The 20,841-nt window shown below is 65.8% G+C and carries 20 protein-coding genes and 1 tRNA gene; 11 read left to right on the top strand and 10 right to left on the bottom strand.

From position 1 onward, the window contains the following. Position 1: 1 nt before the first annotated feature. The 6 genes from pth to VHO04_RS10155 form a co-directional block, all read right to left on the bottom strand. Positions 2–571: an aminoacyl-tRNA hydrolase gene (gene pth / locus VHO04_RS10180; RefSeq protein WP_329628222.1), complete on the bottom strand. Its 570-nt coding sequence runs from the start codon at positions 569–571 to the stop codon at positions 2–4. A 150-nt stretch (positions 572–721) separates the two neighbouring features. Then, on the bottom strand, positions 722–1,351 hold the full coding sequence (locus VHO04_RS10175) for a 50S ribosomal protein L25/general stress protein Ctc (protein WP_329628221.1): 630 nt from the start codon (positions 1,349–1,351) through the stop codon (positions 722–724). Between the two features lie 324 nt (positions 1,352–1,675). Then, positions 1,676–2,506 carry a TraB/GumN family protein gene (locus tag VHO04_RS10170; RefSeq protein ID WP_329628220.1) on the bottom strand — a complete coding sequence of 277 codons (831 nt, stop codon included), beginning with the start codon at positions 2,504–2,506 and terminating at the stop codon, positions 1,676–1,678. A 62-nt stretch (positions 2,507–2,568) separates the two neighbouring features. Then, positions 2,569–3,507: a TraB/GumN family protein gene (locus VHO04_RS10165; RefSeq protein ID WP_329628219.1), complete on the bottom strand. Its 939-nt coding sequence runs from the start codon at positions 3,505–3,507 to the stop codon at positions 2,569–2,571. A 62-nt stretch (positions 3,508–3,569) separates the two neighbouring features. Next, positions 3,570–4,220: a hypothetical protein gene (locus VHO04_RS10160; RefSeq protein ID WP_329628218.1), complete on the bottom strand. Its 651-nt coding sequence runs from the start codon at positions 4,218–4,220 to the stop codon at positions 3,570–3,572. Then, entirely contained in the window at positions 4,201–4,401 is a 201-nt protein-coding gene (locus VHO04_RS10155; protein ID WP_329628217.1) for a helix-turn-helix transcriptional regulator, read from the bottom strand. Before VHO04_RS10155 ends, VHO04_RS10160 begins: the two co-directional genes overlap by 20 nt. Before the next feature lie 256 nt (positions 4,402–4,657). Between VHO04_RS10155 and VHO04_RS10150 the strand changes: the two genes are divergently transcribed. The 5 genes from VHO04_RS10150 (at position 4,658) to VHO04_RS10130 (ending at position 11,342) form a co-directional block, all read left to right on the top strand. Then, on the top strand, positions 4,658–5,539 hold the full coding sequence (locus tag VHO04_RS10150; RefSeq protein WP_329628256.1) for a glycine--tRNA ligase subunit alpha: 882 nt from the start codon (positions 4,658–4,660) through the stop codon (positions 5,537–5,539). Beyond that, positions 5,536–7,617: a glycine--tRNA ligase subunit beta gene (gene glyS / locus VHO04_RS10145; RefSeq protein ID WP_329628216.1), complete on the top strand. Its 2,082-nt coding sequence runs from the start codon at positions 5,536–5,538 to the stop codon at positions 7,615–7,617. The genes VHO04_RS10150 and glyS overlap by 4 nt, the downstream gene beginning before the upstream one ends. 112 nt (positions 7,618–7,729) lie before the next feature. Beyond that, a complete protein-coding gene (gene ppdK, locus VHO04_RS10140; protein ID WP_329628255.1) occupies positions 7,730–10,387 on the top strand; it encodes a pyruvate, phosphate dikinase in 2,658 nt (885 codons plus the stop codon). 54 nt (positions 10,388–10,441) lie between these two features. Continuing rightward, positions 10,442–10,518: transfer RNA gene (locus VHO04_RS10135), tRNA-Arg, on the top strand. 107 nt (positions 10,519–10,625) lie between these two features. Then, positions 10,626–11,342, top strand: a complete 717-nt coding sequence (locus tag VHO04_RS10130) for an RNA polymerase sigma factor (RefSeq protein WP_329628215.1) — start codon at positions 10,626–10,628, stop codon at positions 11,340–11,342. On the opposite strand, the gene folE is transcribed toward VHO04_RS10130, so the two are convergent. Beyond that, positions 11,339–11,986, bottom strand: a complete 648-nt coding sequence (gene folE / locus VHO04_RS10125) for a GTP cyclohydrolase I FolE (protein WP_329628214.1) — start codon at positions 11,984–11,986, stop codon at positions 11,339–11,341. The genes VHO04_RS10130 and folE overlap by 4 nt on opposite strands. Before the next feature lie 151 nt (positions 11,987–12,137). Here folE and VHO04_RS10120 point away from each other — a divergent pair, with 151 nt between their 5' ends. The 6 genes from VHO04_RS10120 to VHO04_RS10095 all read left to right on the top strand — a co-directional run bounded on the left by VHO04_RS10120 (position 12,138) and on the right by VHO04_RS10095 (position 17,708). Next, positions 12,138–12,725, top strand: a complete 588-nt coding sequence (locus VHO04_RS10120) for a ferritin-like domain-containing protein (RefSeq protein WP_329628213.1) — start codon at positions 12,138–12,140, stop codon at positions 12,723–12,725. A gap of 3 nt (positions 12,726–12,728) precedes the next feature. Continuing rightward, positions 12,729–13,103, top strand: coding sequence for a c-type cytochrome (locus VHO04_RS10115; RefSeq protein WP_329628212.1), 375 nt, complete (start codon positions 12,729–12,731; stop codon positions 13,101–13,103). Between the two features lie 195 nt (positions 13,104–13,298). After that, positions 13,299–14,270 (top strand): glucokinase, encoded by a 972-nt coding sequence (locus tag VHO04_RS10110; protein ID WP_329628211.1) that lies wholly within the window; start codon positions 13,299–13,301, stop codon positions 14,268–14,270. Between the two features lie 43 nt (positions 14,271–14,313). After that, positions 14,314–15,054: a gamma-glutamyl-gamma-aminobutyrate hydrolase family protein gene (locus VHO04_RS10105; RefSeq protein WP_329628210.1), complete on the top strand. Its 741-nt coding sequence runs from the start codon at positions 14,314–14,316 to the stop codon at positions 15,052–15,054. A 183-nt stretch (positions 15,055–15,237) separates the two neighbouring features. After that, a complete protein-coding gene (locus VHO04_RS10100) occupies positions 15,238–16,614 on the top strand; it encodes an aspartate aminotransferase family protein (RefSeq protein ID WP_329628209.1) in 1,377 nt (458 codons plus the stop codon). 155 nt (positions 16,615–16,769) lie between these two features. Next, on the top strand, positions 16,770–17,708 hold the full coding sequence (locus tag VHO04_RS10095; RefSeq protein WP_329628208.1) for a DUF808 domain-containing protein: 939 nt from the start codon (positions 16,770–16,772) through the stop codon (positions 17,706–17,708). A gap of 111 nt (positions 17,709–17,819) precedes the next feature. Here VHO04_RS10095 and VHO04_RS10090 read toward each other — a convergent pair whose 3' ends face one another. The 3 genes from VHO04_RS10090 to VHO04_RS10080 all read right to left on the bottom strand — a co-directional run bounded on the left by VHO04_RS10090 (position 17,820) and on the right by VHO04_RS10080 (position 20,831). Beyond that, a complete protein-coding gene (locus VHO04_RS10090; protein ID WP_329628207.1) occupies positions 17,820–18,947 on the bottom strand; it encodes an ABC transporter ATP-binding protein in 1,128 nt (375 codons plus the stop codon). Between the two features lie 133 nt (positions 18,948–19,080). Beyond that, entirely contained in the window at positions 19,081–19,926 is an 846-nt protein-coding gene (locus VHO04_RS10085) for an ABC transporter permease (protein ID WP_329628206.1), read from the bottom strand. Continuing rightward, positions 19,926–20,831 (bottom strand): ABC transporter permease, encoded by a 906-nt coding sequence (locus VHO04_RS10080; protein ID WP_329628205.1) that lies wholly within the window; start codon positions 20,829–20,831, stop codon positions 19,926–19,928. Before VHO04_RS10080 ends, VHO04_RS10085 begins: the two co-directional genes overlap by 1 nt. Positions 20,832–20,841: the final 10 nt, after the last annotated feature.

The raw sequence follows: 20,841 nt of genomic DNA, 5'->3' as shown, positions 1-20,841 counted from the left end.
CTCAGCCGTTCAGCCGAAGCGCGAGATCGTTCTGAAAGCGCACGTCGTCGCCGTCGGCGAGCCAGCCTGCTTCGGCGGCGATCGCGCCGAGCAGGTCGGTCAGCGGCTCGATCTCGCTCTTGTGATAATTGCCGAGGACGTGACCGGTGACGCGGTCCTTGTGCCCCGGGTGGCCGATGCCGATGCGCACGCGGCGGAAATCGTCGCCGATATGGGCGATCATGCTGCGGATGCCATTATGCCCCGCCGCGCCGCCGCCGCGCTTCACCTTCACCTTCATCGGCGCGAGGTCGAGCTCGTCGTAAAAGGCGGTGACGTCCTGCGGCGTCAGCTTGTAGAAATCCATCGCGGCGCGCACGCTGCGGCCGCTTTCGTTCATGAAGGTGCCGGGTTTCAGGAGCAGGACACGCTCGCGGCCGATGCGGCCGTCCTGGATCCAGCCCTGGAATTTTTTCGCCGGGGCGGAAAAGCCGTGCGTGTCGGCGATGACGTCGGCGGCCATGAAGCCGACATTGTGGCGATGCATCGCATATTGAGACCCGGGATTGCCGAGGCCGACCCAAAGCTGCATCCTTACGTCTCCCCTCCTCTTTAGGGGAGGGGCAGCGAGACTTGGCAGCTTGCTGCCTAGTCGCAGCGGGGTGGGGCCATTGGCCGGACGCTACCCCGCGGAACCCCAACCCAACCCCTCCCCCGAAGGGGAGGAGCTGAAGTATCGGTATCAGGCTTCGCCTTCGGCGGCTTCGCCCTCGTCCTTCGTCGTGTCGCCGTCGCTCGACTTGAGCGCCGACGGGGCGACGATGGTCGCGATGGTGAAGTCACGGTCGGTGATCGCGCTTTCGCTGCCCTTGGGCAGCGTCACATTGCTGATGTGGATCGAATCGCCGACATCGAAACCGGTGACGTCGATCGTGATCTCGTCGGGGATCTTGTCCGCTTCGCAGACCAGTTCCAGCTCGTGGCGAACGATGTTCAGCACGCCGCCGCGCTTCAGGCCGGGCGAGGCTTCTTCGTTCGCGAACACGACCGGCACCGCGACCTGGACCTTGGCGTCCTTCGAAATGCGCAGGAAGTCGGCGTGGATCGGACGGTCCTTGACCGGATGGAAAGCGACGTCCTTCGGCAGCGTGCGAATGCTCTTGCCGTCGACGTCGATCATCACGACCGAGTTCATGAAGTGACCCGTCATCAGCTGCTTCATCAGCAGCTTTTCCTCGACGTGGATCATCAGGGGTTCTTCCTTGCCGCCATAGACAACGGCGGGGACGCGGCCATTACGACGCAGCTCGCGCGAGGCTCCCTTGCCTCCGCGTTCGCGCGTCTCGGCCGTCAGCGTCAGCTGATCGCTCATAGTTATTCTCCGAGTTCGGTTACACAGTTCCGCCACGCCTCCAGGGATGACCATGACGGAAGCGCGGGCGCATAGCGAGGAAGCGGCGGAAATGCAAGCGGGGAGGGGATGGTCGCTTCTCGACCGGGAGCGGACAGGTATCCTCCCCGGCACGGGGAGGGGGACCATGCGAAGCATGGTGGAGGGGCACCCTCGGTTTACGCTTCGATCCAGAAAAGGCGCGCCATGACGCACCTGCCCCTCCACCACCTTCGGTGGTCCCCCTCCCCATCCCGGGGAGGATCGTCAACGTCCGCTCCCCCCAAAGCCGACATCACCGTCCACTCACTGCACCCGCACCACCTGATACCCCGCCGCCGCCAGCATCGTGGGCACGCCGTCATCGCCCACCAGATGCCCCGCGCCGACCGCCATCAGCACCGTGCCCGGCCGGTTCAGGCGCTGCTCGACCCAAGCGGTCCAGCGGCGGTTGCGGTCGGTGAGGAGCGCCTTGCGTGCCGCGGGAACCTCGTCGACGTCCTCGTTGACGATCTTCGCCAGCGCATCGACGTCGCCGCGTGACCAGGCAGCCGCCATCGCGATCACGTCCCGTTCGGCGCGATCGGCGTTCGCGGCCGCACGGACAAGCAGCGCGCGCTGGGTGGCGGGGTCGAGCGTCTCGAACAGCATCAATTGCGCCTTCGCGCTTTCGAGCCCGCGAACCGGCTTGTCCGCGTGCCGAAAGGCGGCGGTCAGCCCCGCCTCGACCCCGTCGGCGGGTGACAGCTCGGCGCGCGCCGCGACGCGCTGTCCCATCAAGACCAGCACCGCCCAATCGTCGAGGCCGTCGCCGCCGAGCGGGTCGTCGCCTTCGATCGCGCGATAGCCCGCGAACGCCTTGGCGGGCAGGCGCGCGCGCATCGCCAGCGGTGCGGCGCGCGGCGCGAGCTCCCGAAATACCGCGCCGGCTTCCGCGAGTTGCTCCGGCGACAGTTCGAGCATCAATTCGTCGGCTTTGCCGATCGCTGCGGCGACCTGGCCCTCGTCCCAATCGGTCCCGGCGGGCAGCGCGTGCATCGTGCCGAACATATAGATGCGCGTGTCGTCATCGGCGACCAGCCACATCGCGGGCCGCGCTTCGACCGTCGGCTCCGCCTGGCATGCGGTCAGCAGCAACGGCAAAAGGGCCGCCGCAAGGCGGCGACCCCTTCCTATCGGGATATCGGTCCCGATCCGCGTCACTGAACGCGCGTCGCTTTCAGTCCGCGTTCCTTCAGATAGTCCTGAACGCTCTTCTGTCCCGCAAGGTGGCCCGCGCCGACCGCGACGAAGACCGTGCCGGGCTTGTCCATCCGCGCCTTGATCTGGTCGGCCCAGCGGGCATTGCGGTCCCACAGCAGGATCTTGGTCAACTCAGGCGTCGCGGCCATGCTTTCGTTCATCGTCGCGGCCAGCTTATCGGTCTCGCCCTTGCTCCACTGTCCGACCATCGTGTCGAGCGTGGGGGCGAGCTTGTCGATATCCTTCACCGTCGCGTTGAGGAAAGCGATCTGCCCGTCCTCGGGGATCGAATCGAAGAAACCGAGCTGTTCCTGGAGCGTTTCGAAGCCGGAAATTGGCTTGGTCGCCGTCTTGGCGGCCGCGGTGAGCTGCATTTCGGCACCCTGCGTCGGATCATAGCCGAGCTTGGTCAGCGGCAGGACCGACAACGTAACGGCTGCGAACCACGGCTTGAACGCATCGAAGGCGGCGACCGGCACGCCGAGGCCTGTCAGCGCGGCCTGATAGGCCTTGAGCGCGTCGGGATCGAGCTTGGCCGACAGCGCCGTGCCGCTCTGGTCCATCGCCAGCGGCATGGTGACTTTCGCCGCCTCGGCCTGGTCCTCGGGCAGCACCATTTCGAGGACGAGCTCGTCCGATTTGTCGAACGCCTGCTTCACGGCGCCGTCGAACCAGCCGAGGCCGGGCTTCAGCACATGCACGGTGCCGAACAGATAGATGGTCGTGTCGGCGTCCTTGACCGCCCACAGGCCCGGTTTGGCGGCGACCGTCGCGGCTGCCGGGGCCGGGGCGACGGCGGCTTCTTGGGCAAAGGCGACGTTGCCAGGAGTCAGCGCGCAGGCGGCAAAGGGAACCACCGCGCAGCTTGCAACGAACGTCTTGAACCAGCTTTTCATCAAAAACACCTTTCAGTCATGGCCTTGTGGCCGGATGGAAATAGGGGAGGGGAAAGCGAAAGTCAGCGGAATTTGAGCCAGAGATAGACGATGGCGTTCGCGACCATCGACAGCAGGAACAACAGCATCGCATCGGCTGGCGGAGCAAGGCCGGCGCGGTGGAGCACCCACCAGACGGGGGCCGGAAAGATGAAGGCATACCAGCCCGCAAGCCCCGCCCACAGCCAGGCACGCTCCTCATGATCGTCGATCGAGCGGTGATAGATGACCATCGACACGAGCAGCCCGATCACCCACAGGATCGACGCGCCGATCGCGAACTTCGCGCTGAGCGCCCCGGTGAACGCCATCTCGATCGCGCCGCGATTGGTCGGCTGATCGAACGAGGCCCAGACGCCGACGATTCCGCCGATCACCGCGGCGAGGCCGAGCGCCGTCCAATAGCGGCGGCGGCGGCGCGACAAGGCGTGGAACCAGTCCGCGTGACGGCGGAAATAGAAGAAAAGGCCCGCTATGCCGAGCGTGGCGGCGATCAACGGTCCGGCCCAGGGGGCGAGCGTCGCCTTGCCTGCTTCGGCAGCGGCCTTGCTGAAGCCCGCTAAAATGCCGGCGAGGAAAATCGCGCCGAAGCAGATGGCGGCGGGCCAGACGAATCCCGGCGCGCGCGGTTCCTGGGGTTCGGTGACCATCATCCTATCTTTCGAAGCCATCATCGAAAATCTCCTCGATCGGCATGTCGAACAGTCGGGCCAGCTTGAAGGCGAGCGGCAGCGACGGGTCGTATTTGCCCGTTTCGATCGCGTTCACCGCCTGCCGCGACACGTCGAGCCGGTCGGCAAGTTCCGCCTGGCTCCAGTTGCGCATCGCGCGCAGCACCTTCAACTTGTTGTTCACACGCCGTATCCGTCATGCGTCCCTGACCGAATGTCAGGTATTATTGACTAAATGACATGATTCGCTGACCATGTCAACAAGACCTGACATCGGCGGTCGGGAACCATACGCCCCGCGGCACTTTCGCCAACTTCCACCGCCCTCCCTTGACCCTGCGCCGCCGCTGCGCCAAGGGCGGCGAGGATTGTTGCACCTGCGAAAGGCGGAAAATCGGGTGGCCGACGCGGCGGAAAAGAAACTGCTCAGCTTTCAGGACATGATCCTGACGCTCCACGCCTATTGGGCGGCGCGCGGCTGCGCGATTCTTCAGCCTTATGACATGCGCGTCGGGGCGGGGACCTTTCACCCCGCGACGACGCTGCGCAGCCTTGGTCCCGAGCCGTGGAACGTCGCCTATGTCCAGCCGAGCCGTCGCCCGACCGATGGCCGCTATGGCGAAAATCCGAACCGCCTCCAGCATTATTACCAGTATCAGGTGATCCTGAAACCGTCGCCCGCCGACCTGCAGGAGCAATATCTGGGCTCGCTGGCCGCGATCGGAATCGACCCGCTGCTCCACGACATCCGCTTCGTCGAGGATGATTGGGAATCGCCGACGCTCGGCGCGTGGGGGCTGGGCTGGGAGGTCTGGTGCGACGGGATGGAGGTGACCCAGTTCACCTATTTCCAGCAGATGGGCGGCTACGACTGCAAGCCGGTCGCGGGCGAACTCACCTACGGGCTCGAACGCCTCGCCATGTATATCCAGAATGTCGACAATGTGTACGACCTGCGTTTCTCCGACGCGGTCGGCGACGTCGCGGCGGTCAGCTATGGCGACGTCTTCCTCGAGAATGAGCGGCAATTCTCGAAATGGAATTTCGAGGTCGCCGACACCGAGACTTTGTTCGCGGGTTTCAAGGCGGCCGAGGCCGAATGCCAGCGCGCGATCGCCGCGAACGTCCCGCTCGCCGCCTATGATCAGGCGATCGAGGCAAGCCACCTCTTCAACCTCTTGCAGGCGCGCGGCGTGATCAGCGTGCAGGAACGCGCCAATTACATGGCGCGCGTCCGCGACCTCGCGAAGGGAAGCTGCAAGGCGTGGATCGACAGCCAGTCCGAGCGCTGGACCGCCAACTATCCGGGGTGGACGCTGTGACCGATTTCCTTCTCGAACTGCGCAGCGAGGAAATTCCGGCGCGGATGCAGGCCGGCGCGCGCGCCGAGCTTGAAAAGCTGTTCCGCGCCCAGCTTGGCGCCGCGGGCCTCGAAGCGGGTGACACCATCGTCTGGTCGACCCCGCGCCGCCTCGCGCTGATCGCGAAGGGGCTGCCCGACGCGACCGCCGCGGTCAGCGAGGAACTCAAGGGCCCGCGCACCAGCGCGCCGCCGCAGGCGCTCGAAGGTTTTCTCCGCAAGACCGGCCTGACGCAGGATCAACTCGAAGACCGCGACGGCGTCTGGTTCGCCGTGATCGACAAGCCCGGACGCGCGACCGCCGACGTCCTCGCCGAAGCGATCCCCGCGATCGTCCGCGGCTTCTCGTGGCCCAAGTCGATGCGCTGGGGCAAGGCAAGCGCGAGCAGCGAAAGCCTGCGCTGGGTGCGCCCGCTGTCGGGCATCGTCGCGATCTTCGGCGAAGCGCTGATTGCGTGTGAAGTTGGCGGGATTTCCGCCGGTTTCGCAACGCGCGGCCACCGCTTTCATTGCCCAGGCGAGATCACGATCGGCTCGGCCGCCGATTATGCCGATAAGCTGCGCGCCTGCCACGTCATCGTCGACCATGAAGAGCGCCAGACGATCATCCGCGGCGGCGCCGCCAAGGCCGCCGCCGACGCCGGGCTGACGCTCGTCGAAGACGAGGGGCTGGTGATCGAGAATGCGGGGCTCACCGAATGGCCGGTGCCTTTGCTCGGCCGCTTCGACGAGGCGTTTCTGGAGGTGCCGCCCGAGGTCATCCAGCTAACGGCGCGCGTGAACCAGAAATATTTCGTCGTGAACGGCGCCGACGGCAAGCTCGCCAACGGCTTCGTCTGCACCGCGAACATCGACGCGGTCGACGGAGGCGCGGAGATCGTCGCGGGCAACCGCAAGGTCCTCGCCGCGCGCCTCTCCGACGCGCGCTTCTTCTGGGAACAGGACCAGAAGAAGACGCTCGCCGAGCACGCCGAAAAGCTCGCGAACATCACCTTCCACGAAAAGCTCGGCACCGTCGCCGACAAGGTCGAGCGCGTCGCGAAGCTCGCCGAATGGCTGGCGAGCGAAGGCATCGTCCCGAACTGCGACCCCGCGCTCGCGCGGCAGGCGGCCGAATTGGCAAAGGCCGATCTCGTGACCGAAATGGTCGGCGAGTTCCCCGAATTGCAGGGCCTGATGGGCGGCTATTACGCCCGCGCCGAAGGTCTGCCCGATGCCGTCGCCGACGCGATCCGCGATCATTACAAGCCGGTCGGGCAGGGCGACGACGTGCCGGCCGCGCCTGTGACGGTGGCTGTGGCGCTGGCGGACAAGCTAGATACGCTATTTGGATTTTTCCGCGAGGATATGTTTCCGACTGGATCGAAAGATCCGTTCGCTTTGAGACGGGCGGGCATTTCTTCGCTACGGCTAATTCTACAGAATGATTTGAAGCTGTCGACAGATGCTGCCGCGGCTCAGTGGCTTGGTCAAAGCGACCCGTCGGTCACGCTGAGCGAGAGCCAGATTGCCGATCGCAAAATCTTGACGTCTATTCCTGACTTTTTGACAGAGCGTTTGGCCGTTCAACTGCGAGAGGCCGGTGTGTCGGCGGACGTGGTTCAGGCCTCGCGCGAATGGAATAGCCGCGTTGATACGCGGCTTGATCGTACCGAGGCCCGTGCGCGGGACTTGCAAGCTTTTCTAGCGACCGAAGACGGCACCAACCTGCTTGCGGGCTACAAACGCGCAGCGAATATCCTGAAGCAGGCGGGCGAGGTAAGCGGCACCGCCGCCGCGACGCCGCCGACCGAGGCCGATGCCGCACTGCTCGCCGCGCTCGACGCCGCCGAGCCCGCGGCCTCCGCCGCGGTCGCCGACGAACGCTTCACCGACGCGATGGCCGCGCTCGCCAGCCTTCGCGCGCCGATCGACGCCTTTTTCGACGGCGTGATGGTCAACGATCCCGACGAAGCGGTCCGCGCCTGGCGCCTCGGTCTGCTCGCGCGATTTACCGGCGCGGTGCATGGCGTAGCGGATTTCTCGAAGATCGAAGGCTGACGCTACGGTTATGCGCCAGAGCTTATAACGAACGAAGTAAAACTGAATCGACCAACCCGGATTGCATACCTATCCAGCCGCAACCTCCTCCCCGGGGCAGCAGGAGCATATGATGACGAAGATGGTGCATTTGTTCGGCGGCGCGGCCACGACGGCCGAGCGCTCGAAGGAATTGCTGGGCGGCAAGGGATCGAACCTTGCCGAAATGGCCTCGATCGGCCTGCCGGTTCCGCCGGGCTTTACGATCACCACCGACGTCTGCACCGCTTATTATGCCAATGGCGAGCAATTCCCCGCCGGATTGGTCGAGGATGTCGCCGCGGGTATCGCGCATATCGAGGGCATCACCGGCAAGACATTCGGCGACGCCGCCGATCCGCTGCTCGTCTCGGTCCGCTCGGGCGCGCGGGTGTCGATGCCGGGGATGATGGACACCGTCCTCAACCTCGGGCTCAACGACCGCACCGTCGTCGGCCTGTCCGAAGCGTCGGGCGACCCGCGCTTCGCGTGGGACAGCTATCGCCGCTTCATCCAGATGTACGCCGACGTCGTCATGGGACTCGACCATGCGGCGTTCGAGGAAGCGCTGGAAATCGCGAAGGAAGACAAGGGCTTCTATCTCGACACCGAAATGTCCGCCGAAGACTGGCAGGCGTTGGTCAAGGAATATCAGGCGATCGTTGCGCGCGAAACCGGCGCGCCTTTCCCGCAGGAGCCCAAAGATCAGCTCTGGGGTGCGATCGGCGCCGTCTTCGCGAGCTGGGAAAGCGACCGCGCGAAGGTCTATCGCCGTCTGAATTCGATCCCCGGCGAATGGGGCACTGCGGTCAATGTGCAGGCGATGGTGTTCGGCAATATGGGCGACACCTCGGCGACCGGCGTCGCCTTCACGCGCGACCCCGCGACCGGCGAGCGCGCCTGGTACGGCGAATGGCTGATCAACGCGCAGGGCGAGGACGTCGTCGCCGGCATCCGCACGCCGCAATATCTGACCAAGATCGCGCGCGAAAAGGCAGGCGCCAAGCCGCTCAGCATGGAAGAGGCGATGCCCGAGACTTTCGGCGAGCTCGGCCGCGTCTTCGACACGCTCGAAAATCATTATCGCGACATGCAGGATATCGAGTTCACTGTCGAACGCGGGACGCTGTGGATGCTGCAAACCCGTTCGGGCAAGCGCACCGCCAAGGCGGCGCTGCGCATCGCGGTCGAAATGGCGGCCGAGGGACTGATCAGCGAAGAGGAAGCCGTCGGCCGCGTCGATCCCGGCGCGCTCGACCAGCTTCTCCACCCGACGCTCGATCCCAAGGCGCCGCGCGACGTGCTCACCAAGGGGCTCCCGGCGAGCCCCGGGGCGGCATCGGGCAAGATCATGTTCGACGCCGACAGCGCAGAGAAAGCTGCGGGCATGGGCGAGGCGGTGATCCTCGTCCGCGTCGAGACCTCGCCGGAAGACATCCACGGTATGCACGCCGCCAAGGGCATCCTGACCGCGCGCGGCGGGATGACCAGTCACGCAGCGGTCGTCGCGCGCGGTATGGGGCGTCCCTGCGTCTCGGGCGCGGGCGGGCTCGCCATCGACGGCAATGCGCGCGTGCTGCGCGTCGCCGGGCGCGAACTGCGCGAAGGCGACATCCTGACCCTCGACGGCTCGACCGGCGAGGTGATGGCGGGCGAGGTTCCGACGCTTTTGCCCGAATTGGTCGGCGATTTCGGCACCCTGATGGGCTGGGCCGACAAGGTGCGCCGGATGAAGGTGCGCACCAACGCCGAAACCCCCGCCGATGCGCAGGTTGCGCGCGATTTCGGCGCTGAGGGCATCGGCCTCTGCCGTACCGAGCATATGTTCTTCGACGCCGCGCGCATCACCGCGGTGCGCGAGATGATCCTGGCGGACAGCGAGGACGGCCGCCGCGCCGCGCTCGCCAAGCTGCTCCCCGAACAGCGCGGCGACTTTGCCGCGATCTTCGGCGTGATGGCGGGGCTGCCCGTGACCATCCGCCTGCTCGACCCGCCGCTGCACGAATTCCTGCCGACGCGCGAGGAGGATTTCGCCGAGGTCGCCGCTGCCGCAGGGGTGGGCATCGAGGCGCTGAAGGCGCGCGCGAACGAACTCCATGAATTCAACCCGATGCTCGGCCACCGCGGCTGCCGCCTTGGCGTGACCTATCCCGAAATCTACGAGATGCAGGCACGCGCGATCTTCGAGGCGGCGTGCGACGTCGCCGCCGAAACCGGCGCGGCGCCGATCCCCGAGGTGATGATCCCGCTGGTCGCGACGCGCCGCGAGTTCGACCTGATGAAGGCGGTCGTCGATACGGCGGCGAAGGCGGTGTTCGCCGAAAAGGGGCGCGAGATCGCCTATCTCGTCGGCACGATGATCGAACTGCCGCGCGCCGCGCTGATGGCGGGCGAGATCGCTGAGACGGCCGAATTCTTCAGCTTCGGCACCAACGACCTGACGCAGACAACGATCGGCATCAGCCGCGACGACGCGGGCCGCTTCCTGACCCAATATGTCGACAAGGGCATCTTCGTCACCGACCCCTTCGTCAGCCTCGATGTCGAGGGCGTCGGCCAGCTTATCGAGCTTGCCGCCGACCGTGGCCGGGGCGCCCGCGCGGGGATCAAGCTCGGCATCTGCGGCGAGCATGGCGGCGATGCGCCGAGCATCCATTTCTGCGAAAAGACCGGGCTCGATTACGTCAGCGCCTCGCCCTATCGCGTGCCGATCGCACGGCTCGCGGCGGCGCAGGCGGCCTTGCGAAAATAATCGCTGAAAGGGGGTTGCGCGATTCCGCGCTGCCCCCTAAAGGCACCGCTCCACGCACCCGTAGCTCAGCTGGATAGAGCACCAGACTACGAATCTGGGGGTCGGACGTTCGAATCGTTCCGGGTGCGCCATTCCCTTCCATCGATCGATATTCCCGCCTAAACGGGGCCGCGGCCGGCGACGTCGTGGGAACATTTTCGCGCGTGCCGCATCCAATCGCCTTTGGCGGGAGGTAGGAATGGCCGATTCATCGGTGGCGGCGGCAGGCGGGTTCGAGGCCATGGCCGATGCCGGGCTCGTCGAGCAGGTGCGGCGCGGCGAGCCGCTGGCCTTCTGTGCGGTGATGCGGCGTTACAACCAGCCGCTGTTCCGCGTTGCGCGCGCGATCATGGCCGACGATGCCGAGGCCGAGGATGTCGTGCAGGAAAGCTATGCGCGGGCCTTTGCGGCGATCGACGGCTTTCGCGGCGAGGCGGGGCTGGGAACCTGGCTGACGCGGATCGTGATCAACGAAAGCCGCGGCCGCCTGCGCCGCCGGCGGCCGCTGGTCGATCTCGATCAGGTCGAGCGGAGCCAGGCGGCGGGCGCGCTGATTCTCGGCTTTCCGGGCGGCAAGATCATCGACGATCCCGAAGCCGAGGCGGCGCGCGCCGAAGTGCGGCGGCTGCTCGAGCGCGCGGTCGATGACCTGCCCGAACCCTTCCGCCTCGTCTTCATCCTGCGCGATATCGAGGGCCGCTCGGTCGAGGAGGTCGCGGGTCTGCTCGATATCCGGGCCGAGACCGTTCGCACGCGGCTGCACCGTGCGCGGCGCCAGCTTCGCGCGGCGCTGGACGCGACGCTTGCCGACGCGCTGCGCGGCAGCTTTCCCTTCCTCGGCACGCGGTGCGACCAGCTGGTCGAGGCCGTGATGCGGCGGCTCCGCGCCGAACGCGGCTGGCCCGGGCCGGACTAACGATCGAGCCCGAAAGCGATCGATGCGAGCAGGTCGCGGCGCAGGTCGGGGTCGTCCCGAAAATCGCCGAGCCACGCCTTGGTCACCATCGCGACATCGGGCTGGTTGACGCCGCGCGTCGTCATGCAGCCGTGCCGCGCTTCGACGATCACCGCGACGCCGCTGGGCTTCAGGACGGAAAACAGCGTGTCGGCGATTTGCTGGGTCAACCGTTCCTGCAACTGCAACCGGCGGCCAAAGGCGTCCACCAGCCGCGACAGCTTCGATATGCCGACCACCCGGCCGCGCGGACGATAGGCGACGTGGACGCGTCCGGTGATCGGCGCCAGATGATGCTCGCAGGTCGAAACGAGCGGAATGTCGCGGAGCAGGACCGTATCCTCATACCCGTTCGCCTCGTCGAAGACGCGGGCCAGATAGGCGGCGGGATCGACCGCATAGCCCGAAAACCATTCGGCATAGGCGCGTGCGACGCGCGCGGGCGTGTCGCGCAGCCCCTCGCGCGCCGGATCGTCGCCCGCCGCCGCGATCAGGGTGCGGACAGCGGCCTCGACTGCCGCGCGTCCGGGGCGCGGCACGACCGCCGTTTCGGGTGTTTCGCTGTCGTCGGCGTCAACGGAGGCAGAAGGCTGTAGCCAATCCATGATGTCATCCTTGGTTGTTCGAAGGCCATTGGATGGCGCGGCGCGGCGAATGTTCCGGAATCTTTTTCGGGAACGCCGGGATCGCAGCCGCATCGAATGCTTGCCAGCGCGCGGCGCATTCCCGCCGCGCCGGCAGTTAAGGAGGCTTTCGATGATCGAACAATTTAGCTCGCGCCGCGGACTGCTGCGCGCGACCGGAACCGCGGCGCTTTCCGCCGTCGCGATCGGCTTGTTGGGCGACGCGCCGGCGCTGGCCCGCGCGGCCGGAAAGGAACCGGGAGGCGCCGCCAACGCCGGCGACATCGATATATTGAACGTCGCGCTCGGGCTCGAGCATGAAGCGATCGAGGCGTATCAGATCGGTGCCGAAAGCGGCCTGCTGCAAAAGCCGGTGCTCGACCTCGCCTTGCTCTTTCAGGGACAGCACAAGGGGCATCGCGACGCGCTCGCCGGCACGATCGGCCAGCTCGGCGGCAAGGCGGTGCAGCCCAAATCGCGCGCCGATTACATGACCAGCCTCAACATCGCGGCGATCAAGACGCAGGCCGACATCTTACGCCTGGCGCAAGCGCACGAACTCGGTGCGGCTAATGCCTATATCGGCGTCATGCCGTCGCTCGGCGGCAAGGAGCTCGCGCAGGTCTGCGCGAAGATCGCCGCCGACGAGGCAGCGCATTGGTCGCTGCTGACCTCGGCGCTCGGCGAAGCGCTGCCCAAGCCTGCCTTCATGTTCGGTTGAGCCATGCGGTGGGCACTTGAAACGGCTGCGGCGGTCTGGCTGGCCGTTGCGGCCACCGCGATGGCGATGGCGCCGAGCGGCGATCCCGTGCGCGGCGGCAAACTCTATGCCGCCAACTGCGGGAGTTGCCACTCGCTCGACGCCAACCGCGTCGGCCCGGCGCATCGCGGCGTCTATGGGCGCAAGGCGGGAACCGCGCGCGGCTATGCCTATTCGCCCGCGATGCGCGGCGCGCGGATCGTCTGGAACGAGGCGACGCTCGACCGCTTCCTCCAAAATCCGCGGGCGATGGTGCCGGGAACGCGGATGGGTTTTCGCCTGACCGACCCCGTCCGCCGCGCCGATGTGATCGCCTATCTGCGCCAGCAGAGCCGCTGAGCGCAGGCGAACAAGGGCCGGCCGTCGCCGCGGGCGGGCAAAGATTCGCGGGCGACACCTTGGCCGATCCGGGCGGCGAGCCTCGATCCACCCCCTGCATCGAGGTCTCGTCGCCGATCGCCCGCGCATAGCTATGGCGGTTGCGCCGGCCGATGCGATGCGACATGCCCTCCCGAACAAGAGCAAGGGAGAGTCATGAGCGAAGCCATCGTCACGGTCGACATCGGCGGCACCCATGCGCGCTTCGCGATCGCCGAGGTCGAAGGCGGCCGCGTCGTCGCGCTCGGGTCCGAAACCACATTGCATACCAAGGATCATGCCAGCTTCCAGACCGCATGGCAGGATTTCGAACGCCGCCAGGGCGGTTCGCTACCGCGCGCGGTGGCGATCGCGATCGCCGGGCCGACGCGCGGCGAGATCATCCGCTTCACCAACAATCCCTGGATCATCCGCCCGGCGCTGATCGGCGAGAAATTGAACGTAGACCGCTATGCGCTCGTCAATGATTTCGAGGCGGTGGGACACGCGGTCGCGCAAGCGGACGGCGCCTATTTCGAGCGGCTGACGGGCCCCGACGAGCCGCTGCCCGCCATGGGCACCATCAGCATCATCGGCCCCGGCACCGGGCTCGGCGTTGCGCATGTGTGGCGTGAGGGCGCCGATTATCGCGTCCAGGCGACCGAGGGCGGGCATATCGACTTCGCGCCGCTCGACAGCATCGAGGACGCCATTCTCGCGCGGCTGCGGATGCGCCATCGCCGCGTGTCGATCGAGCGCGTCGTCTCTGGCCCGGGCATCGTGGACATCTACGAGACGCTGGCCAGCATGGAAGGACGCGCGATCACCCCGCAGGGCGACCGCACCATCTGGACGCGCGCGATGAGCGGCGAGGATGCGCTCGCCGCCGCCGCGGCCGACCGTTTCTGCCTGTCGCTCGGCAGCGTCGCGGGCGACCTCGCGCTCGCGCAGGGGGCGAGCGGGGTCGTGATCGCAGGCGGCCTTGGCCTTCGCATCCGCGATCAGCTCGTCCGCTCGGGCTTTCCCGAGCGCTTCGTCGCCAAGGGACGGTTCGAGAATTTCATGGCGGCGCTGCCCGTCAAGCTGATTACCCATCCGCAGCCCGGCCTGTTCGGCGCCGCCGCAGCGTTCGCACGCCGCTACGCCTGAAATTCCGCTGGCGCCGCGCGCCGAAACGCGGCAGCTAGGGGGCATGTCCGCACGTCCCGTCCTCGGCATCATCGCCTGCAACCGCGCGGTCGGGAACGAGGTCGCGCAGGTGGTGATCAACCGCTATGCGACCGCGGCGATGCGCCACGCCGATTGCGCCGCGCTGATCATTCCGTCGCTGCCCGACTATATGAAGGCGGGCGAGGTCGCCGGCCGGCTCGACGGGGTGCTGCTCACCGGCACGCCCTCCAACGTCGAGCCGGCGCGCTATGGCGACCCGGCGGTGGGCGAGGGGCCGTTCGATCCCGACCGCGACCGCATGATGCTGGACCTCGTCGAAGCGGTGATCGCGGCACAGCGGCCCCTGTTCGGCATCTGTCGCGGCTTTCAGGAAATCAACGTCGCGCTCGGCGGGACGCTGCGGCGCGATACGTCGGCAAACGAGCATCTGCTGCATCACCATGCTCCCGACGGCGTGGCGTTCGATGCGATGTTCGATCACCGTCACAAGGTCGATCTGGTCGAAGGCGGCTTATTGGCGTCGGCTTATCAGGCGCCGTCGCTCGACGTGAATTCGGTCCATTATCAGGGGATCGGTGATCTTGCGGACGGATTGCAGGTCGAGGCGCGGGCGCCCGATGGGCTTGTCGAGGCTTACAGCGCGCGCCCGAACGGCGCGCCCTTGCTTGCGGTGCAATGGCACCCCGAATGGGCGACCGACGACAATGAGCAGAGCCAGACCTATTTCCGTCTGCTTGGCCGCGCTTTGCGGGGCGCTTTATGAACCGCTGCGTCACCCGCTATAATCGCTATCTCGCGTGGCTTGGGTTCTCACCCTGACAAGAAGATTCAGCTCTCGTCTCCGCTCGTGTCGAGCGAAGTCGAGACACCCATCGTCGTAGCGGAAGGCCGAGGGGCATCTCGACTTCGCTCGATGCGAACGGATTTCCAGGTCAGGAACAAATATATGCCCCGCAATCACGACATCGCCGAACTGCGCCGCCTCGACATCGCGCATCATCTTCCCGCGCAGGCCGACTGGGCCGAGATCGAAGCACTCGGCGGCAGCCGCATCATCACTCATGCCGAGGGCGCCTATATCACCGACGGTGACGGCCACCGCATCCTCGACGGTATGGCGGGCCTCTGGTGCGTCAACGTCGGCTATGGCCGCGAGGAACTGGTGGAGGCGGCGGCGGCGCAGATGCGCGAGCTGCCCTTCTACAACACTTTCTTCAAGACCGCGACGCCGCCGACAGTCACGCTCGCCGCGAAGATCGCCGACCTCACCGGCCAGCGCCTGCCGCATATCTTCTTCAACGCCTCGGGCAGCGAGGCGAACGACACCGTGTTCCGTATGGTGCGCCATTATTGGAAGCTGAAAGGCGAGCCGAAACGTACCGTCTTCATCAGCCGCTGGAACGCCTATCACGGCTCGACCGTCGCGGGCGTCTCGCTCGGTGGGATGAAGGCGATGCACGCGCAGGGCGACCTGCCGATCCCCGGCGTCGAACATGTCCGCCAGCCCTATACTTACGGTGAAGGGCAGGGGATCAGCGAGGAGGATTTCTGCGACGCCTGCGTGCAGGCGATCGAAGACAAGATCCTCGAGGTCGGCCCTGAAAATTGCGCCGCCTTCATCGGCGAGCCGGTGCAGGGCGCGGGCGGCGTGATCATCCCGCCCCAGGGCTATTGGCCGAAGGTCGAGGCGGTTGTGCGCAAATATGGCCTGCTGCTCGTCTCCGATGAGGTGATCTGCGGCTTCGGGCGCACCGGCAGGATGTGGGGGCACGAGACGATGGGCTTCACCCCCGATCTGATGCCGATGGCGAAAGGACTGTCGTCGGGTTATCTGCCGATCTCCGCGACCGCGGTCGCCGCCCATGTCGTCGACGTGCTCAAGACCGGCGGCGATTTCGTCCATGGTTTCACTTACTCGGGTCATCCGGTCTGCGCCGCGGTGGCGCTCAAGAATATCGAGATCATCGAGCGCGAAGCGCTGGTCGAGCGCACCGGCAGCGTCACCGGCCCGCATCTCGCCAAGGCGCTCGCGACGCTGAACGATCATCCGCTCGTCGGCGAGACGCGCGCGATCGGGCTGCTCGGCGCGGTCGAGATCGTCGCCGACAAGGACACGCGCGCGCGCTTTGGCGGGGCGGAAGGGACGGCAGGTCCGATGGCGCGCGACGCCTGCATTGCAAACGGGCTGATGGTACGCGGCATCCGCGACAGCCTCGTCATGTGCCCGCCGCTGATCATCACGACCGAACAGATCGACGCGATGGTTGCCATCATCCGCAAATCGCTCGATGAGATCGAGCCGAAATTGTGGGCGCTGGGCTGAATATCTACGCTTCCCTCTCAATCCGTTCGTGTCGAGCGAAGTCGAGACACCCATCGAACCAACTCTGTTCCGATGGGTGTCTCGACTTCGCTCGACACGAACGGGTAGATGGGGCGATCCAAATCACCACCCTGTAGAAGAAAGACCAAACCCCCATGCCATCCGGCCTTTTTGCCCTGCTCGACGACGTCGCCACCATCGCCAAGGTCGCTGCCGCGAGCATCGACGATGTCGGCGCCGCGGCGTCGAAGGCCGGGGTGAAAGCGGCAGGGGTGGTGGTCGACGATACCGCGGTGACGCCGCGCTACGTCACCGGCTTTACCCCCGACCGCGAACTGCCGATCATCTGGCGGATCACCAAGGGGTCGCTGTTCAACAAGCTGGTGCTGATCCTGCCGGCGCTGCTGCTGCTCTCGACCTTCCTGCCGTGGGCGATCACGCCGCTCTTGATGCTGGGCGGCGCCTATCTCTGTTTCGAGGGCGCCGAGAAGGTGCTGCACGCGCTGCAGGAGGACAAGACCAGCCTCGCGGAGGATGCCGAGATCGTCGCCGACAAGAATCATGAGGAGACGATGGTGAAGGGCGCGGTGCGTACCGACTTCATTCTCTCGTCGGAGATCATGGTGATCGCCCTCAACGAGGTGCTCGACCAGCATCTTGTCATGCGCGGTGCGACGCTGGCAGTGGTGGCGGTGCTGATCACCATCGCGGTCTATGGCGTCGTCGGGCTGATCGTGAAGATGGACGACATCGGCCTCCACATGGCGAAGGAAGGCAATGCCGCGCGCCGGGGGATCGGGCGCGGGCTGGTCGCCCTGATGCCGAAATTGCTCGCCGCGCTCGCGACGATCGGCACCGCGGCGATGCTGTGGGTCGGCGGACAGATCGTGCTGCACGGGCTCGACGAATATCATATCGGCGGGCTCGGTCATGCGCTGTACAACTTCGCACTGAAAGTTGGCGGTGGGCTGCCGCTGGCGGGCGTATGGGAATGGCTGATCGGCGCCGCGGGCGCGGGTGTGTTCGGGCTGGTACTGGGCGGGCTGATCGTCGGTGTGCTGCACCTGCTGCCGGGCAAGAAGGCGGCGCACTGACACGTCCGTCATTGCGAGGAGCGTAGCGACGAAGCAATCTCCAGCTATCGACCTTGCGCAAGGTCGATAGCTGGAGATTGCTTCGCTTCGCTCGCAATGACGAGTTGACGATTACCCCAGCAGCACGACCGGACTATCGGCGCGCCAGTGCATGCTTACCTTGTCGTCCCAGGTGAAATCCTCCTGGTCGTGGCGCGACAGGTTCGGGCGCGATACGCGGAGGCGGGCGCCCGATTCGAGCTCGATCTCGAACAGGGTGATGTCGCCGAGGTAGCTCATCCCCTTGATCGTTCCGCGCGCGAAATTATGCCCGTCGGGGGCGTCCTGCGCGGCCGCTTTCACCGCCTTGCCCGCGCCGGGAACGTGAAGATAGATTTTCTCTGGCCGCAGCGCGACCCAGACGTCGGCGCCGTGCGGCCCGGTGACGCCGTGGTTCAGATAGACCTTGCCCAGCCCCGGGCAATCGACCGCCGCCTTGTCGGGTTCGTCGAGGATCAGCTTGCCCTCGAAGATGTTCACCGAGCCGACGAAATCGGCGACGAAGCGGTTCGCCGGATATTCATAGAGGTCGGACGGCGCCGCGAGCTGCGACACCTCGCCCTTGTTGATCACCGCGATGCGGCACGCCATCGACAGCGCCTCGTCCTGGTCGTGGGTGACGGTGACGAAGGTGATGCCGACCTTCTCCTGCAATTCCGACAGTTCGAACTGCATCTGTGCGCGCAGCTTGGCGTCGAGTGCCGACAGCGGCTCGTCGAGCAGCAGCACCTTGGGCCGCATGACGAGGCTGCGCGCGAGCGCGACGCGCTGGCGCTGACCGCCCGACATCTGGTCGGGCATCCGGCTCTCGTACCCGCCGAGCTTGACCAGTTCGAGTGCTTCGGCAACGCGCTCGCGCACCTCGCCGCCGCGCACGCCCGCGATCTTCAGGCCATAAGCGACATTGTCGGCGACGCTCATATGCGGGAACACCGCATAGCTTTGGAACACCATGTTCACCGGGCGCTTGTTCGGCGGGATGCCGGCCATGTCCTGCCCGTCGATCAGGATGCGGCCCTCGGTTGGCAGCTCGAACCCCGCGATCATGCGCAGCAAGGTCGTCTTGCCGCAGCCCGAGGGACCGAGCAGCACGAAGAATTCGCCCGCCTGAATGTCGAGGCTGACATTGTCGACCGCGGTCACCTTGCCGAAGCGTTTGGAGATGTTCTGGATCTGGATGATCGGTGGGGTTTCGGTCATGGACAATCCTAAATCCGTTCGTGTCGAGCGAAGTCGAGACACCGTGCGGGCAAGCGCGATCGATGGGCATCTCGACTTCGCTCGATGCGAACGGGGAAGGAGATGCAAACGAGGAGGATGAGTTGGTCCGTCATCAATGCGTCTCCGCAATCGCCTTCACGCCCTGCAGCTTGAGCGCGACGGCGGTCAGGGCGACGGTCAGGATGATGAGGATGGTCGAGGCCGCGTTGACTTCGGGCGTTACCGAGAAGCGGAGCATCGAATAGACTTTCACCGGGAAGGTGATCGTCTCCGGCCCGCTGGTGAAATAGGTGATGACGAAATCGTCGAGGCTGAGCGTGAAGGACAGCAGCGCGCCCGCGACCAGCGCCGGACGCATGTGCGGGATCAGCACGTCGCGGAACATCTGCCACTCGCCCGCGCCGAGGTCCTTTGCCGCCTCCTCCTGCTCGCGGTTGAAGCTCGCGAGGCGCGAGCGCACGACCATCGTCACGAAGGGGAAGCAGAAAGTGATGTGCGCGATGGTGATCGCGCCCAAATTGAGCGGCCAGACGAGATCGGTCGGCCAGTGGAGTCCCTTGGCGAAGAACATCAGGAAGGCGACGCCCATGCAGATTTCGGGGACGATGATCGGCAGCGAGATCGTCCCGTCGACCGCGCCCTTGAAGGGGAAACGAAAGCGCCACAGCATCACTGCCGCGACCGCGCCGAGGATCAGGCTGAAAATCGTCGCGAGCGCCGCGATGGTCAGCGAATTGACCAGCGCCTCGATCAGCGCGTCGTTGTTCAGCGCCTTGTCGTAATATTTGAGCGTGAAGCCGCGCCAGACGACGTTGCGCTTGCTGTCGTTGAAGCTGAAGATCATCAGCACGATCAGCGGCGCGTAAAGGAAGACCATCACCGCGCCGACCCAGAGGCGCATCCACAAGGTGCGGCTATATTCGAGCGGTGCGATCGGGGTTCGGGAAAAAAGCGCCATCAATCGATCTCCGGCACTTTCCGGCGCATCGATTGCAGCGCGATCAGGATGAACATCGCATAGATCAGGATGAAGGACAGCGCCGATCCGAAGGGCCAGTCGTTCGCCTTCTTGAACTGGCGCTCGATCACGTTCGCGATCATCTGGCTGTCGGTCCCGCCCATCAGGTCGGGAGTGAGATAGGCGCCGAGCGCGGGAATCAGCGTGATCATCACGCCGGCGACGATCCCCGGCGCGGCGAGCGGCACGACGATGCGCATGATCGTGCGGAAATGCCCGGCGCCGAGATCGAGGCTCGCCTCGATCAGGCTGCGGTCGAGCCGGTCGAGCGCGGCATAGAGCGGCAGCACCATGAAGGGCAAATGGACATAGACGAGCCCGAAGACGACCGCGAAATTATTGAAGAGAAGTTCCACCGGCTCCCACGTCGGGAGCGGCTGGAGCCCGACAAGCGTCTTCACCCAGCTCGCGCCGCCCCACAGCGCGCCGAGCCCCTTGTTGGCATAGCCCTGCTGCCCGAGCAGGATCATCAGCGCATAAGTGCGCACGAGCAGATTGGTCCAGAAGGGCAGCATGATGCCGAGCAGCAGCCACGGCCGCCATTTCTCGCTCGCGACGGTGATCGCCATCGCGACCGGAAAACCGACGATCAGGCAGATCAGCGTGACGAGCGCGGCGACCGCGAAACTCTTGCCGAAGATGCCGAGATAGAGCCACTCGGTCGCCCGCTTGTAGTTGTCGAGCGTGCCCGAGACGTGGATTTCGTTGAGCCCGGCATTCTCGCCGAAACTGTAGAACCAGACGATCGCCATCGGGACGACGAAAAAGACGAGCGTCCAGAGCAGCGTCGGCAACGATACCGCCGCGAAGACCCTCTTGTTGGCTTTCCAGTCCTGTTCGGCCATCCCCCCGATG

Origin of the sequence: Sphingopyxis sp. (assembly GCF_036261875.1) — a bacterium.
Taxonomy (GTDB): Bacteria; Pseudomonadota; Alphaproteobacteria; order Sphingomonadales; family Sphingomonadaceae; genus Sphingopyxis.
Note: the sequence above shows the minus strand (reverse complement) of the source record. Positions and strands in the feature narration are given on the sequence as shown.

What these genes read in the sequence shown, in the direction of transcription:
- VHO04_RS10100 (WP_329628209.1), top strand. Translation starts at nt 15,238, where the DNA reads ATGCCCCGCAATCACGACATCGCCGAACTGCGCCGCCTCGACATCGCG.
- VHO04_RS10115 (WP_329628212.1), top strand. Translation starts at nt 12,729, where the DNA reads ATGCGGTGGGCACTTGAAACGGCTGCGGCGGTCTGGCTGGCCGTTGCG.
- VHO04_RS10110 (WP_329628211.1), top strand. Translation starts at nt 13,299, where the DNA reads ATGAGCGAAGCCATCGTCACGGTCGACATCGGCGGCACCCATGCGCGC.
- VHO04_RS10160 (WP_329628218.1), bottom strand. Translation starts at nt 4,220, where the DNA reads ATGATGGCTTCGAAAGATAGGATGATGGTCACCGAACCCCAGGAACCG.
- folE (WP_329628214.1), bottom strand. Translation starts at nt 11,986, where the DNA reads ATGGATTGGCTACAGCCTTCTGCCTCCGTTGACGCCGACGACAGCGAA.
- VHO04_RS10095 (WP_329628208.1), top strand. Translation starts at nt 16,770, where the DNA reads ATGCCATCCGGCCTTTTTGCCCTGCTCGACGACGTCGCCACCATCGCC.
- pth (WP_329628222.1), bottom strand. Translation starts at nt 571, where the DNA reads ATGCAGCTTTGGGTCGGCCTCGGCAATCCCGGGTCTCAATATGCGATG.
- VHO04_RS10090 (WP_329628207.1), bottom strand. Translation starts at nt 18,947, where the DNA reads ATGACCGAAACCCCACCGATCATCCAGATCCAGAACATCTCCAAACGC.
- VHO04_RS10080 (WP_329628205.1), bottom strand. Translation starts at nt 20,831, where the DNA reads ATGGCCGAACAGGACTGGAAAGCCAACAAGAGGGTCTTCGCGGCGGTA.
- VHO04_RS10120 (WP_329628213.1), top strand. Translation starts at nt 12,138, where the DNA reads ATGATCGAACAATTTAGCTCGCGCCGCGGACTGCTGCGCGCGACCGGA.
- VHO04_RS10130 (WP_329628215.1), top strand. Translation starts at nt 10,626, where the DNA reads ATGGCCGATTCATCGGTGGCGGCGGCAGGCGGGTTCGAGGCCATGGCC.
- ppdK (WP_329628255.1), top strand. Translation starts at nt 7,730, where the DNA reads ATGACGAAGATGGTGCATTTGTTCGGCGGCGCGGCCACGACGGCCGAG.
- VHO04_RS10150 (WP_329628256.1), top strand. Translation starts at nt 4,658, where the DNA reads ATGATCCTGACGCTCCACGCCTATTGGGCGGCGCGCGGCTGCGCGATT.
- VHO04_RS10165 (WP_329628219.1), bottom strand. Translation starts at nt 3,507, where the DNA reads ATGAAAAGCTGGTTCAAGACGTTCGTTGCAAGCTGCGCGGTGGTTCCC.
- VHO04_RS10175 (WP_329628221.1), bottom strand. Translation starts at nt 1,351, where the DNA reads ATGAGCGATCAGCTGACGCTGACGGCCGAGACGCGCGAACGCGGAGGC.
- VHO04_RS10085 (WP_329628206.1), bottom strand. Translation starts at nt 19,926, where the DNA reads ATGGCGCTTTTTTCCCGAACCCCGATCGCACCGCTCGAATATAGCCGC.
- VHO04_RS10105 (WP_329628210.1), top strand. Translation starts at nt 14,314, where the DNA reads ATGTCCGCACGTCCCGTCCTCGGCATCATCGCCTGCAACCGCGCGGTC.